Genomic DNA, 13,971 nt, shown 5'->3' on the forward strand with positions numbered 1-13,971 from the left:
CGTGTGTTTTCTAAAACAGGGAATAATGTATATCAAATGAAGAATGATTAAAAGTTGAGATGCTATTTAGGTGTGAGGGCTGTGTTAAGGTCGGTGTAAAAAGGACCATAATCGCTAGGGAGAGAAATGAAGCCCCACAGATGTGTGGGCTTCATAAAGCAAAAGCTATGAGAGGTTAGAATTTGCCAGCAGGTGGCCAATTTGGGTTTTCAATTTCATCTTCACCCACCGCACTGCCAGCCTCTTGGGCAATAGAAAGTGGCACGTTTTCTTTTGGGATCACCACTTCTACCAAGAAGTTACTCTCTGGGTTGCAGCGAATTTCTTCCATTACCGCCATTAACTCACCCATATGGCTCACTTTTCTACCGACTCCACCAAAAGCATCGGTCAGTTTAGAAATGTTCCAGCTAGGCAACTCGTTGTAAGCATAAACATCGTCTAGTAGCTTGTCGTCATAATCAACTGGCGGCGTTCTAAATGGGTTGGGGTTTACCAAATACTGTTCAATACCGTAAATACCATTGGCGATAACAAACACCACGGTGTTTTGCCCGTAGGTATGTTGGTCTGCCACGGCTTGGCAGGTCTCGTGAAAAGCACCGTCACCCACTACAACGATTGAACGTTTATCGGGAAACGCACATTTTACGCCTGTACCTGCAGGTACGGAGTAACCGATAGACAACCAAGCGGCTTGTGCTACAAAGCCATTTCGGCTTGGGATCTTAACCCCTTGTGCACCAATCAGGGGAAATCCCGCATCGACTATCATCACATCATCTTCGCTGATCCACTGGCTCATAGCGTGAAAGAAATTGTCATAGCCCAGCGTACTATCACTGTTTGGCGCTAGGCTTGCGGTTTTCATTAATTGTTTGGTTAATCGAAGCCCAGCTAGTTTAGCGGGTTCGGCTTTGGCAAGCTCTGTGAACTTGTCAATCAGCGCATCAAGGTACTGATCCAGTTGAACAGATGGATAGAAGTTGGCACCAACAAACACGCCACCATGTGCTGCAAGTACAGTTTTATCACTGCGAATGTCTTCATTACCGGTGTCTTTGCCGGTTGTCCACGCGCCGATACCGATTAACGCGCCGTCTTCACCGACCAAATCGGTAATCTCTTCATTTTTAAGTGTTACACAGCCTTCAAACCATGGGTGAGTCTCTTCAATAACGGATTTACTCAAAGCGGTGGTAACAAAATGGATATGCTGATTTGGCAAGGTATGCGAGCGGTTAAGGATATCTAGCAGGGTCAAAAACTTATCCTGCAAGCCATAACGCTGTAGCTCAATACCCGCCCAAAAGATACTGTTTGGCTTACTTAACATTAGCTCAACGGTGGCTTGCGCGGCATTGCTTGCCTCGCTCACCGTAATGGTTGCCTCTGCCCCAGAGCTAAGTTTGCCGGTAGGTTTAGCGCAAGGGGTACGCCAAACATCTTCGGCTACCTCAAAGTAGATTGGCCGCTTTTGCGTCAGCATAGCGGTGATGGCTGAATCAATTTGGTATGGTGCTTGTTGCGCATTGGTGATGCGCTCAGCTGCTACCGTGATGGGCTTGAACATGTGAATGTCCACAAAGTCATAGCCGGTAGTGTGAGAGTACAGCAGCCCTGCTTGTTTAGATATTTGATCTTCTTTATTGGTAGGCGCACCGTTGATCAAAATAACAGGAACCTGCTCTACAAATGAGCCCGCGATGGTGTTGAGCAAACTAAATGCGCCCACGCTATAGGTAACGTACAGCGCACTGACCCCTTTCAACCTAGCATACGCATCGGCCGCAAAACCCGCACAAATCTCATTGGCGTTACCTGATATGTTAATGGGGGAGTTATCATCTGCCAGTATGGTATCAAGTAGGGCGGCGGTGTAATTGCCTGCAACGCCAAACATTTGCTCGACACCAATTTCTTCCAGACGTGCTTTTAGATAGTCAGCAACACAGTAGTCGTTGATTACATTGTTCATAATATTTCTCTGTGATTGTGTGTTGAGTAGGAGGTGTGTGCCACCTCCTACGAGCGCTCTTAAATCTTGTCGAAGTAAGTCAGGTTTACACCCAATACGCTGCGTTTATCGCAGGTATGATCAATCGGTGCATCACTGAGACTCAGTTGTGGGTCAATATACTCATGGATAAGTTTCGAGGCGTTTTCTTCGTATACAGCGGTAATTGCTATTGAAGGAGGAACGCCAGTTTGTTGCTCATACACTTCGCTAAGTGGTGCAAGGCCAAAACCTTTTTGTAGTACAAGGTCGGTTGAACGTAGTGCGCCTTCAACCCAGCCCTGATAGTCAGAGAATGCTTCACCACAGGTAAATAGGTTAGGTAGTGGCTCGGTCAGTTCTTCCATGACAGCTCTGTCGTCGGCACCCACTGCCCATTGGTGAACACCGTAGCCAAATTGTTGGCTCTGCGGTAAATCGAAATCCACACTACCTTCCCAAATGCGAGCGCTGGTAAGCACGGGCTCTGGCACATAGTGTGTGTCGAAGATTTTCTTGAAAAACGCGGTGGCTTGTTCAACCACAGCCACAGATGCAGGGTAAATGTCTGACGGTACACTTTGCACGTAGCGATCTTGATTTGGATTGTGGAACAGCTCGCCCTTGTCTTGCAACGCGCTCCAAAAGTTTATATTTAAATAATCGCAATAGATGGTCAATGCCGCTGGACGCTCGTACTTTTCAGCGTTGATTTCATCCAGTTTAGCTTGGGTTTCTTTACTTGGATTGGTGCGACGTTCTTCGTACATCAATGCGGCTGCAAGGGTGTCGTTGACCGCATAAAATGGATAGACAGAGCCTGTTGGTAAATCCGCAAAGTTAGGGCCAAATTCAACCGAAGGACGACCCGTAATACCCGTTGCCCACCAAGCACTATCGTAATACAGATTGATTTTTAGCAAAGGCTGATTGGTAGCGGTTTGCAAGGTGTTCCAGATTTTCTGTGACTCTGGCTTTGGCAAGCGGTGAAATGCGTTCGAGCCAATAAATAAGCGCTCTAAAGCGAGCCTTGGTAGGCCTAAAATGACTTTTTCAGCTCGGATGTGGCCGCGGTGCTCTTGGTCATGCTCATCAATGTGGGTGTAGCGTAGAATATACTCTTTACATTCTTCATCGTAATCGATTGCTTCGATTTCGGTTTGTAGGTGAATGCGCTCGGTGCCGACTTTATCTACCAACGCATTCGGCAAAGTGCTAAAACCATCTTTGAAAGTACGGAATTTCGCATCCGCTGGAAAGTCTTCCAAGAGTTGATAAGCAACCCCCGCGTTCATTTTTGATAAGAATGTACCGTTGAATCCCAGTGCGCGATACAACATGGTGATACACTCTTGAGAATAACCCATGTCTGAATATAGATCCCAAAGCGTCCATTCATTTAAAGGTTTACCATTCCATTGACAGTCTAAGCGGAATTTCTGCCAAAATTCTGGCCCTTTCACTTTTGGGCGCTCGCTAAAGTGTGGGTTGACTTGTAGGATACGGTTGAACACGACATTCACAATCTCGGTTGGGTTCATACCGCGCTCGGCTGGGTCTAGATTGTAAAGAGCTGACCAAATCGCATATTCATCGTCTGCCGCTTCGCTGACTGAAAACCCTGCACCACGGAAATACAGGCGGTTATTGCCGCCGCTGTTCATTGGGAATGGCACAATCTGGTCTTGCAAATCTAGCTTTAAGAACAGCGCCATTAAATCGTCCATGCCATCGAATAGAAAGCGCATTCCGCCTTGTTCTTCTTTTACCGTGATAGTGCTTGGTTGATTTGGGCCTGACTTTTGGTTTTTGAAGTTGATAAGGTCTGAATCTAGGCGGCCACCTGTGCGATCTGAGCGCTCAAATATAGCAAAATCATTGATGTTACTTTCATTTTCTAATCGCCAAGCGCTGTAAAGGCCTGACATACCAGCACCAACTATGGCGACTTTTACGTTTTTAGGTATCGATTTGTTCTTAATCTCACTGCCAAACTTGTAATGGGTCATGATAGTTCCTTGATAATGTTTGTGCGTCACAAATCAAGCAGGTAAGCGACAAAGCATTGGTAACAACAGATGCCTTCCTTGCATGATTAGCGATATAAATCGTTTTGCTTGTTAATGGATTTAAACTGAGCATGTATAGCACGCATGGTCCTTCACGCGACAACGTCAGTACATCAATCCTTGTAGACCTAAATAAATGTAGCAGGTATGTAAATAAATGTATGTTACAGCCGATTACAAATCGATTTTTTCTAATGAAAATACGCTTGTGTATTGATAAAAAAGAGGTTTTTTAGCAAGGGATTTTATGAGTGCTTAAGTGACAGCGGTAGCAATAGAGCCACTTTGTTACTCCCATTGACAGGGGAGGTGAATCGACCAGTCTTTACTAGACAGATCTTTGCTTGAATTCTTCTAACTTTTCATAAGCCAGAGGAGGCATATTATTCGCCTCACCATGCTTGCGTCTAGAGTTATAAAACATTTCGATATAATCGAATATGTCAGATCTTGCTTGTTCACGTGTTACGTATATTTTTCTCTTCACCCGCTCTCGTTTCAGTAGCTGGAAGAAGCTCTCTGCAACCGCATTATCGTGACAGTTTCCTCGACGGCTCATACTAGCCTTTAAATTGTGCTCTGTTAAGAAGTCACTCCACTCATAACCCGTAAATTGACTGAGTGTATGAGCACCTGCTTTTTTGGCTTTCGTCGCCATACGGCAGCTAGAAGTGCTTGAGTAACGAGTTCTGATTCCATGCGAGAACTCATCGACCAACCAACAACGGCGCGAGAGTAAAGGTCTAAGACGACCGCAAGGTAGAGCCAGCCTTCGTGGGTTCGAATGTAGGTAATGTCTGTTACCCAGTACCTGTTGGGTGTAGTAACAGTAAACTGCCTATCTAGCACGTTATCTGCAACAACTGCTGGTTTGCCGCTGTAATGTCCTTTGTGTTTTCTATAACCGACTTGTGCCTTCATACCTTCTAGTTTCATCAGCTTGGCTACACGATGCTTGCTGCAAGCCTCGCCTAAATCTTTAAGGTCACTGGTTACTTTTCTATACCCGTAGACATAGCCACTTTCTAGCCAAGAATGTTTAATTAACCCCGTCAGGCGCTCGTCTTCCATCTGCCGTTTTGATTTCGGTTTTTCCATCCATGCATAGAAGCCGCATCGTTGTATCGACAACACTTCACACATCAATTTTGTTGGATAATTCTTGAGCCTAGCTTTTATGAACGCGTATTTTTCTTTGACTCGCCCGCGAAAAATCCGTGTATTTTGCGTGTAATGTGCCCACTCCAGTTTGAGAACTTAACAATTTGCAATGTGGACACCCACTCCAATTTGCACGTTAAGGTGGGTGTCCATGTATTACTCACACAATGTATTTCTCATGTGAGAGCTAGATGTTATCTGCATCCGTTAACAGCAAAGTTTTTTACTTCAAAATACGCATCAAAGCTGGTTGTTTCGCTACTGTAAAAGTCGAACTCAATTTTTTGCTTTAATCTTGGAGCGTGGATTGTAACCGTGTTTAATATATAAGGAATTTGCCTTACAAACTCACCATTTGCGTCAAACTCGATAGATGCTTTATTAACACCAGAGCCACCCAATGCGCCCTCTTCAATATTCACCAACTCGCCATCTAAGCTAAAATATGCATCCCACTTTAAACTGTCAACTCGAAGCAGGTAGATTTGCAATAACTGCTGAGTGCCACCACGCGTACAAACATAAGCAGCAGTGCTTGCGTTATAGCTGAAGACATCATCTGGCGTAAAATTTTGCGTATCTAATATCGGCTCAAAACGACCTGATGGTAAATTTAATCCCAGCTTTACCTTTGATGTTCCAAAAGAGAGGTTTACGGAAGTGCCTTTTTCTAACATTTTAACGTCAGATGCTTGCGCTGATGACGCGCTTTCGAAGGCGGCTGTGGCGACAACCATAAATAATGGTAAGAGTAATTTTTTCATATCTTCATCCTTAAGTTTAATTACGCAAAGAAATCACGGGCACAATACATGAAAGATTGAGCCAAAAATCAATTTGCGGACGCAATATAACAATTTGGAATAAGCTATACAAATCCGTAGGAATGAATAGCAGCACTTGTATTTGATTGACGGTATTGAAGTTTAATTGGTGGATGTCGCGCTACCCTTTAACAAAAGGGACGCTGGTAGATACAAACGATACAAGGTAGACTACCGTACAAGACCAAGAGGTTCGCAAATCAATACAGAGTTATAGTCGGTGAAGCCAAAATTATTTGTTCTAAAAATGCCATTTGAAGATGGACCGGGGGAAATGTGGATTTGTTCGCATTGTGCGCTAATAGAAGGTGCGTTATCAGTTAATAGGCACTGGGAAGATGTAGTAGATATTCGCCGCATTGATTTTTCTAAACCCCGATTAGAAGTTGTTGAGTTATTGGGTGAAGATAATCAATGGTTACCCGTTCTTATATTAGAAAAAAGTAAAACGATTACCGATCCAATAGAAATAATCAATTACTTAGCAAAGGAATTTGGCGGCGCTAGGGTACACCCTTAGTTAGTCTAAGCCGAACGAGTCATCAAGCTGGGGTTAAGGCAGACGCACTATTCGCTTTGCTCAATCTTAGCCCGTACTTTTAACCCATTAATCGCAAGTCAGCTATTTTGCTAAGTTGAAGGAGCTACTTTTGGAAAAGGTTTTGATCAGCTCGTGTTTGGTCGGAAACAAAGTTCGATACAACGCGAGCTGTTTATCAATGTCAGAGCCAGATTGGAATTGGTTACAATCACATGTTGAACTTGTTGTTTTTTGTCCAGAAGTTTCGTCAGGTCTGCTTATTCCCAGAGCCCCCGCAGAAATAATTGCAGGTAAAGGAGAGGACGTCCTGCTCGGTACTGCAAAAGTGTTGGGAAATGATGGTGTAGATGTTACCGAACAATTTGTTGCTGGCGCCCAAAATGCATTGCAATTATGCCAAGCGCAACAAATTAAGTACGCAATTCTTGCTGAGGGTAGCCCCTCGTGTGGTAGCTCAAAAATCTACGATGGTACATTTAGTGGCACAAAAATAGATGGTTTGGGCGTCACGGCCTCACAGCTAAAACGCGAAGGTATTAAAGTATTCAGCCAACATACCATAGCGGGCCTCCAATCAGAGCTAGCACAACACAGCTAAAGGGGTTGTATATTTACGACCCTTTAGTTTGACTTTGTGATACCTATAAACGTGACATTATCACCGCTCATTGTTGGCACTAATCAAAAATGAACATGGTATGTGGGCATAAGCGAAGCGCCATCCGACTTAAAAGCGGCTGAATTGTTTAACTCGCTCACTGGAAACACCTTTTAAGGTGGGGTCCAGCTTAAATACGTTTCGCTTATTCGAAATATATTTTTGCTGCAAAAAACTAAAGGAAAGGTTTTCATTTTTTAGGGACTAGATTGGGATAAGCAAAGTGCTATTCGAACAGGGAATGACATGAACACCGATGATAGCGTACTGTCATGGGGTGTCAGGGGGCAGTGCTTTAAGCTCTTTGCAGTAGACCTGCTTTGGCACACCTAACTTAGTTCACTCACATGCTAAGTTTTAGGAGCCCACACGGCTCACGTAAGTTAATAAATACTGCGCCATTTCCATGTTAACTAAATGTTTTTTCATGAACTCTATAATCCTTTTAGGCTGATTAATCCGTTCGCTTGAAACGAAAAAATACTCATAAAAAATTTATTAAATTTGCTTCAAGCATTTGATTTTGATAGCGTTGTTTTCGTGGGGTTAACATATGAAAATAAGGAAATATTGAAATGAAATTATACTCACATTGGTTAAAGGCAATTTGCGCAAGCTCTGTATTAGTCACATCTCTAACAAGTGCTGCACCTCAGCTTAGTCAGGCAACGCTGGAATATGATGCTCAAATGTATATTCAAGAAGAATATAACGTGTTTGCAGATGCTTATGTATTTGACCCTGATTACCCAAATAGCGAATTACGTATTCAACTTGACCCTAATAAGTCGTACGAGCAAATAAGTTTTTATGACAAAACTGAAACGGCTTATGGTCAGTCGGTTGCGTACAACACCCTAGATAGTCGCTGGATCAAATTCAAAGGTAAGCTTTTGTATATGGCAGACAACACACAAGGCGTCAATAGGTTCGATATGATCCCATTTCGAGTGATCAATCCAGCAGGTGAGGTTTCACCATGGGGCGTTGTAAGAATAAGTATTGGCAATTAATTAACCTGAGCTGCGCATAAGAAAATGAACTAAAAGCCCTTGTGGTGATCAGATCTTTCGACCAAGAAACATAAGATTACCAAGGACAAGGGCAGAAGGTAAACAACAAAGTACAAGGAAGAGGGCTGTAGAGTAGCGCTTTCTGTCATTGGAATATAAGATAGGGAAGCTAGGTTAAAGCTTCCCTTGTAGAATTATCTCTATTTTTAGGTTTTATAATAACTTTTAAACCAGCTAACTAGCTCTGCGACACCTTCAGCAACGGTTACTTTGGGCTTATAGCCAGTAGCTTCGAATAAGTCTGTCGTGTCTGCATAAGTACGGTAAACATCACCGGCTTGCATACCTCGGAAGTTCTTTTTGGCTTCCATACCCAGCTCAGACTCTATAGCTTGAACAAACTCCATTAAATTAATTGGGTGTCCATGGCCGATATTGTAGATTGCGTATGGAGCGGAGCTTGAGGCGGGTGAGCCTTGTTCCACAGTCCAGTTAATATCAGCCTGAGGTGGAACGTCAGCTACTCGAACAATTCCTTCAACGATGTCATCCACATGGGTGAAATCTCGCCACATGTCTCCGTGATTATTTATATCTATGGTTTCACCAGCAAGGATTTTTTTAGTAAAGATATGAGGCGCCATATCAGGCCTGCCCCAAGCACCGTAAACAGTGAAAAATCGCAGCCCAGTAGTGGGAATTTGATAAAGGTGAGAGTAACTATGGGCCATCAGCTCATTGGACTTTTTCGTTGCAGCGTATAAAGAAACTGGGTGGTCAACAGAGTCTTCAGTTGAGAATGGTACCTTCTGGTTTAAGCCGTAAACAGAGCTAGATGATGCATAAATCAGATGCTTAACTTCTGTTGCTCTACAGCCTTCCAGAATATTTAAATGTCCAACTAAGTTAGAGTCCGCGTAAGCATGTGGGTTTGCAATTGAATAACGCACACCAGCCTGCGCAGCAAGATGAATAACACGGTCAAATAGGTGTTGCTCAAAAAGCGCTTGTGTTTGTTCACGGTTGCTTATATCAAGCTTAATGAATTGGAAATTAGTATGTTCAATTCGCTTAAGGCGTGCTTCTTTGAGCGAAACATCATAGTAGTCATTTAAGTTATCAACACCAATAACCTTGTGTCCTAAATTGGTTAAGCGTTTTACTACAGCACTACCAATAAACCCAGCTGCGCCTGTCACTAAATAGTTCATTGAAATTCTCCGTTAATCAGAACCGAAAAGGTCCCGAGTGTATATTTTGTCAGCTACGTCTCTAATTTCATCGACCACACGGTTGGCAACTACCACGTCGCTATAGGCTTTAAACTCGTTGATATCTCGATAGACTCTTGAGCCAAAGAACTCAGCGTCTTCAAGCACTGGTTCATATACGACGACTTCGACACCTTTAGCTTTTAGGCGCTTCATAATGCCCTGAATAGAAGAGGCTCGGAAGTTGTCAGAACCAGCTTTCATAATCAAGCGGTAAATCCCCACGGTTTTGGGGTTACGCTTTAGGATAGCATCAGCAATAAAGTCTTTTCTGGTCGTGTTGGCATCTACAATAGCGCGAATAAGGTTATTGGGAACATCTTTGTAATTAGCCAGTAATTGCTTAGTGTCTTTTGGCAAACAATAGCCCCCGTAACCAAATGAAGGATTATTGTAGTGAGAGCCAATACGAGGATCTAGGCCTACCCCTTCAATGATTTGCTTTGTATTTAGTCCATGGGCCTCAGCATACGAGTCGAGTTCGTTGAAGTAGGCAACACGCATCGCCAAATAAGTATTGGAAAATAGCTTTATTGCTTCGGCTTCCGTGGCTCCTGTAAATAGGGTAGGAATATCACGCTTTAATGCTCCTTGCGATAGGAGTTCGGCAAACTTTTGAGCACGCTCACTACGCTCACCGACAATAATTCGTGAGGGGTGTAAGTTGTCGTATAGTGCTTTCCCTTCGCGCAAAAACTCTGGCGAGAAAATAAGATTCTCTGTGTTAAATTGTTCTGAAACTCTATCGGTGTATCCAACTGGTACAGTCGACTTAATTATCATCGTTGCGGTTGGATTAATCGCCAGAACTTCACTAATCACACTTTCTACTGTCTCGGTATTAAAGTAGTTGGTTTGGGGATCATAATCAGTTGGCGTGGCAATGATGATGAAATCAGCATCTTCATATGCGAGTTGTTTGTCAGATGTAGCGGTTAGTGACAGCGTTTTTTCACGTAAAAACTCTGTGACACACTCATCTTCAATTGGTGACGTACCTTGATTTAACATTGCCACTTTGCGCTCATCGACGTCAAAAGCAATGACATCATTGTGTTGTGCTAGTAGTACCGCATTGGAGATACCTACGTACCCTGCTCCCACGACGGTTATTTTCATAATTTATAGCTCCACCTATTAATATGAGACGGTAGTTTGATAACTTTTATAGCAACTACCTGAGGCTAAAGTTCCATATAGCCTGTAACTATTTACTTTTAAATAATTCGATGTATTTTGATGCAGCATTATTCACACTGAACTCCCAGCCTCTTGCTTGAAGCTTTTCGGTATCTCTGCGCTGTTCTAACTCAGTGATAATTCCATCAGCAAAGGCTTGCGGATCTTTCATAGGCACTAAAGTGCCTAATTGCCCGTCTTTTAGAATTTCTCTGGGTCCGGCGACGCAATCACAAGAGACGACAGGTTTACCAATTGCTAGCGATTCTATCATGGCATTCGGCAGCCCTTCCCACAAAGATGACATGACAAATACATCTGCTTGGCGTATATATTTATAAGGATTATCAGTAAACCCTGCCAAATCTACTTTGTCTTTAATGCCAAGAGTTTCTATCTGTCTTTGTAGCTGAGCTTCTAGCTCTCCATTACCAAGAATAATGAGTTTGAAAGGTTTATTCGGGTGCTGTTGAGTTAATAGCGCGAAAGCTTGTAACATCGTACCGTAGTCTTTTTGCACGTTTAAACGGCCTGCGGCGACTAAAACAATATTGCCGGCATTGAAGAATGGATGTTCTACAGGCTCTTGGGCGAGTGTTAGTAGGTTTTCTGAAACTACCGGATTATAGATAGTTTGAGCTTTTTCTTGTAACACAGGGCTGAGGCGTGCAACGGTTACACGCACATCATCTGAGACACATAGTACTTTGTCTGCTTTGGGGTAGTATCTCTTCATAGCCAGCTCTCTGATTTTGTTTTTGAGCCAGCTATAAGCTATAAGCTTGACTGGTACAGCCTGAATTACATACCATCTGCAGTGCTGAGGTAAGCGAGAGCGATGTTTTAGGGCTTGCATAAACTGCTGACCCATACAGCATACAACGATATCCGGTGCCAGTGATGATAGCTTATCACCTAGAGCTAGATCCAATTTTCGACCTGTCATCCCCCCCAGCGTGTGGTAGGTAACTTGTTTCGGTACCATAGCCTTGTTTTCACCGCCAGGCTGATTGACGATGAGTTGTACATTAAGGCTATTGTTGTCATCGTTATCTTTAATGCCTTGAAGTAGGCGCATTGTACGTCTTTGCACGCCGCCGCCATATAAATCATCAAGGTAAAAAATTACGTTCATTCTTCTATTCCTAAAATCGTTTTATGTAGCTGAGTTACAGCATTAACTGAAGAAAAGTGAGCTTGTGCACAAGTGCTGATCTGGCTTCTCGTTTTCATTGGATTGCTGTAGAAGTCTACTATTGCTTGAGGTAGTGCCTCTGGTGAGTCTACAAAGCTACCTGTTTCTCCCGGTATTATGGCTTCTTTGGCGCCGAAGCGGTTGTAACCGATAGACCAGCAGCCACAACTGCTTGCTTCCATGAAGACTAAACCTAGCGATTCGCGTAAGTTAGATAGCAGTACAAAAACATCTGCTTGGTTCAACGCTTTTGCTAACTCAGTATGGTTTAAACTTCCCAGAAAGTGGACATTATGTGACATGTCTAACGATTTAACATACGCTTTTAGCTCGTTAGTAAAAGGGCCATCGCCTACGATATTCCAGCTAATTGGTATAGCTAACATGTCGCGTAACTGAGCTATTTGCTGGGCGACTTCAATGTAGCCCTTCTCTTTTACAATTCGACTTGCAGTGATGATGGTAAGACCCTGATAAATGTTTTGCTTTGGTTGCAACTGAAAACAGCTAGTGTCTATACCATTACGGATCACAGTAATATTTTTCTCTATTTGTGCTTTGTATGTCTGGTCAGTGATGCTATCGAGTAATTTCTCTTTCATATAGTCTGAAACAGCTACGACCCTTTTTGCATTCATACACATAGTCAAAAATGCTTTACGGTATCTTGTATCGTGGATCAAAAACTCTGGCTCAGAACCATGCAAGTATACTATACAGCGTCGACAAAAGTGGCCGCGAAAGAGTCTTAACCAAAGTTTTTTATAGTACAGGTCGTTTAAAATGATTACGTCTGCGAACATTGCACGCAGTACAAAAAACAAACCAGCAAATCGTGCTAATCGGGCTTCTAAGTCGATAGCCGCTATATTTTTTTTGACTCTTACTCCCATCGCAAGCAATCCGTCAAACATAGTGAGCGCAACAACACCTGCTCCACCAAGCATAGGGGGTTGTTCATGACTTAAAAGATAGACTGTTTTCGCCTTACTCACCTTAGGCCCCAATTTCACTTGCTATAACTTGCAGCTGTTGCTTTAAAACAGCTGGGTCTTTTTGTGCATAGAGTCCTAAAAAGTTTTCTATTTTTTTGGAAATTATCCAAGGCTCTATAGTTGCACCTTCTATTTTTCCTAAAATTAAAGAGTGCATTCTGCCTGAAAAGACACTGCGGACTTGTGACAATTCCTGACGGTACTTGTCTAGCGGTAAAACACCATCTATTAGCCGTACGTCATTGCTGGCGGGGCTATTTAACAACAGCTGATATAGGTCTCTGTTGCACTGGGCATCGGTCAGTGTCGTAGACGCCAACACAATCGGTTCGCCAGACATATGCACTGACATCACTTTGTCATACCAAGCGGTTAAATACTCTTGGTAGTTGTTAATTGTTGGCGCTTTTACCTCATGGTGATAACGCTGAAATACTGCATAATCGGTCATTCCAACCATAAGCCCTGAACGTTTAGCTGAACTTTTAAGCGGTTGTAAGCCGAATGCTAGATCAGGGCAAAATTCAGCTTTGGCGTCAAAGTATGTGCTTAGCTTAGTGATTGATTCGTTTTCTCGGACACAAATTCGATTGCTTAGCTTTAATGCGCGGCGAACTAACCAAGATTCACTTTTGTGGAAATGCTCTCCACAACCTACACCGAGTAGATAAAGTGGAGTACCGCTTTTTTTAGCGTAATAAGACCATGCATATAGTGCTGGCGGGAATGCCGCACCAGACAGTATTAACTGTCCACCACCTATAACAATACCGTCGTACTTAACTTCACAGCACTGTTTAATTCTCCCTTTGTGTTTGAGTAACCACATTAGTAGATAAAGGGGTTTGAACTGTAACAACGATTTACGCAAACGGCTAATCAAGGAAGTGGACTCCTGATGATTATTGTTGCGACTTTCAACTGAAAGATCGACATGTGTTGTAGAGTAGGGCTCGCTGGAATAGCTACAGCCTAACTCACTTAACAGCGCCTTTAAACCTTCGTTAATGGCATGATCGCCAATGTTGTCTGAGCCATTCTCATTAACGAGCAGAAACGTTTTCAATCT

Annotated in this window: 11 protein-coding genes and 1 pseudogene; 3 read left to right on the plus strand and 9 right to left on the minus strand. The window is 43.1% G+C overall.

Features of this window, described 5'->3' with window-relative positions:
- Positions 1 to 175: 175 nt before the first annotated feature.
- The 4 genes and pseudogenes from BET10_RS13325 to BET10_RS13340 all read right to left on the minus strand — a co-directional run bounded on the left by BET10_RS13325 (position 176) and on the right by BET10_RS13340 (position 5,990).
- Positions 176 to 1,978 (minus strand): alpha-keto acid decarboxylase family protein, encoded by a 1,803-nt coding sequence (locus BET10_RS13325; protein ID WP_070986073.1) that lies wholly within the window; start codon positions 1,976 to 1,978, stop codon positions 176 to 178.
- A gap of 59 nt (positions 1,979 to 2,037) precedes the next feature.
- Positions 2,038 to 4,005, minus strand: a complete 1,968-nt coding sequence (locus BET10_RS13330) for an FAD-dependent L-amino acid oxidase (RefSeq protein ID WP_070986074.1) — start codon at positions 4,003 to 4,005, stop codon at positions 2,038 to 2,040.
- 388 nt (positions 4,006 to 4,393) lie between these two features.
- Positions 4,394 to 5,310 (minus strand): annotated as a pseudogene (locus BET10_RS13335) (IS3 family transposase); the annotation flags it as partial.
- Between the two features lie 110 nt (positions 5,311 to 5,420).
- Entirely contained in the window at positions 5,421 to 5,990 is a 570-nt protein-coding gene (locus BET10_RS13340) for a flagellar basal body FlgE domain-containing protein (RefSeq protein WP_070986075.1), read from the minus strand.
- A gap of 280 nt (positions 5,991 to 6,270) precedes the next feature.
- Between BET10_RS13340 and BET10_RS13345 the strand changes: the two genes are divergently transcribed.
- From BET10_RS13345 to BET10_RS13355, 3 genes are all read left to right on the plus strand, one after another.
- On the plus strand, positions 6,271 to 6,570 hold the full coding sequence (locus BET10_RS13345; RefSeq protein ID WP_070986076.1) for a DUF3088 family protein: 300 nt from the start codon (positions 6,271 to 6,273) through the stop codon (positions 6,568 to 6,570).
- A 130-nt stretch (positions 6,571 to 6,700) separates the two neighbouring features.
- Positions 6,701 to 7,189 (plus strand): 2-thiouracil desulfurase family protein, encoded by a 489-nt coding sequence (locus tag BET10_RS13350; protein ID WP_070986077.1) that lies wholly within the window; start codon positions 6,701 to 6,703, stop codon positions 7,187 to 7,189.
- Positions 7,190 to 7,824: 635 nt separating this feature from the next.
- Positions 7,825 to 8,262 carry a hypothetical protein gene (locus BET10_RS13355; protein WP_070986078.1) on the plus strand — a complete coding sequence of 146 codons (438 nt, stop codon included), beginning with the start codon at positions 7,825 to 7,827 and terminating at the stop codon, positions 8,260 to 8,262.
- Positions 8,263 to 8,468: 206 nt separating this feature from the next.
- Here BET10_RS13355 and BET10_RS13360 read toward each other — a convergent pair whose 3' ends face one another.
- From BET10_RS13360 to BET10_RS13380, 5 genes are all read right to left on the minus strand, one after another.
- Complete coding sequence (locus BET10_RS13360) at positions 8,469 to 9,473, minus strand: NAD-dependent epimerase (protein ID WP_070986079.1); 1,005 nt, start codon at positions 9,471 to 9,473, stop codon at positions 8,469 to 8,471.
- Between the two features lie 12 nt (positions 9,474 to 9,485).
- The gene (locus BET10_RS13365; protein WP_070986080.1) at positions 9,486 to 10,652 is read right to left on the minus strand and encodes a nucleotide sugar dehydrogenase; all 1,167 of its coding nucleotides are present in this window, start codon (positions 10,650 to 10,652) and stop codon (positions 9,486 to 9,488) included.
- A gap of 88 nt (positions 10,653 to 10,740) precedes the next feature.
- Positions 10,741 to 11,847, minus strand: coding sequence for a glycosyltransferase (locus BET10_RS13370; protein ID WP_070986081.1), 1,107 nt, complete (start codon positions 11,845 to 11,847; stop codon positions 10,741 to 10,743).
- Entirely contained in the window at positions 11,844 to 12,902 is a 1,059-nt protein-coding gene (locus BET10_RS13375; protein WP_070986082.1) for a glycosyltransferase family 4 protein, read from the minus strand. Before BET10_RS13375 ends, BET10_RS13370 begins: the two co-directional genes overlap by 4 nt.
- Before the next feature lies 1 nt (position 12,903).
- Positions 12,904 to 13,968 (minus strand): polysaccharide pyruvyl transferase family protein, encoded by a 1,065-nt coding sequence (locus BET10_RS13380; RefSeq protein WP_070986083.1) that lies wholly within the window; start codon positions 13,966 to 13,968, stop codon positions 12,904 to 12,906.
- Positions 13,969 to 13,971: the final 3 nt, after the last annotated feature.

This window comes from Pseudoalteromonas amylolytica (assembly GCF_001854605.1).
GTDB classification, from domain to species: domain Bacteria; phylum Pseudomonadota; class Gammaproteobacteria; order Enterobacterales; family Alteromonadaceae; genus Pseudoalteromonas; species Pseudoalteromonas amylolytica.

What these genes read in the sequence shown, in the direction of transcription:
- BET10_RS13325 (WP_070986073.1), bottom strand. Translation starts at nt 1,978, where the DNA reads ATGAACAATGTAATCAACGACTACTGTGTTGCTGACTATCTAAAAGCA.
- BET10_RS13365 (WP_070986080.1), bottom strand. Translation starts at nt 10,652, where the DNA reads ATGAAAATAACCGTCGTGGGAGCAGGGTACGTAGGTATCTCCAATGCG.
- BET10_RS13370 (WP_070986081.1), bottom strand. Translation starts at nt 11,847, where the DNA reads ATGAACGTAATTTTTTACCTTGATGATTTATATGGCGGCGGCGTGCAA.
- BET10_RS13340 (WP_070986075.1), bottom strand. Translation starts at nt 5,990, where the DNA reads ATGAAAAAATTACTCTTACCATTATTTATGGTTGTCGCCACAGCCGCC.
- BET10_RS13330 (WP_070986074.1), bottom strand. Translation starts at nt 4,005, where the DNA reads ATGACCCATTACAAGTTTGGCAGTGAGATTAAGAACAAATCGATACCT.
- BET10_RS13355 (WP_070986078.1), top strand. Translation starts at nt 7,825, where the DNA reads ATGAAATTATACTCACATTGGTTAAAGGCAATTTGCGCAAGCTCTGTA.
- BET10_RS13360 (WP_070986079.1), bottom strand. Translation starts at nt 9,473, where the DNA reads ATGAACTATTTAGTGACAGGCGCAGCTGGGTTTATTGGTAGTGCTGTA.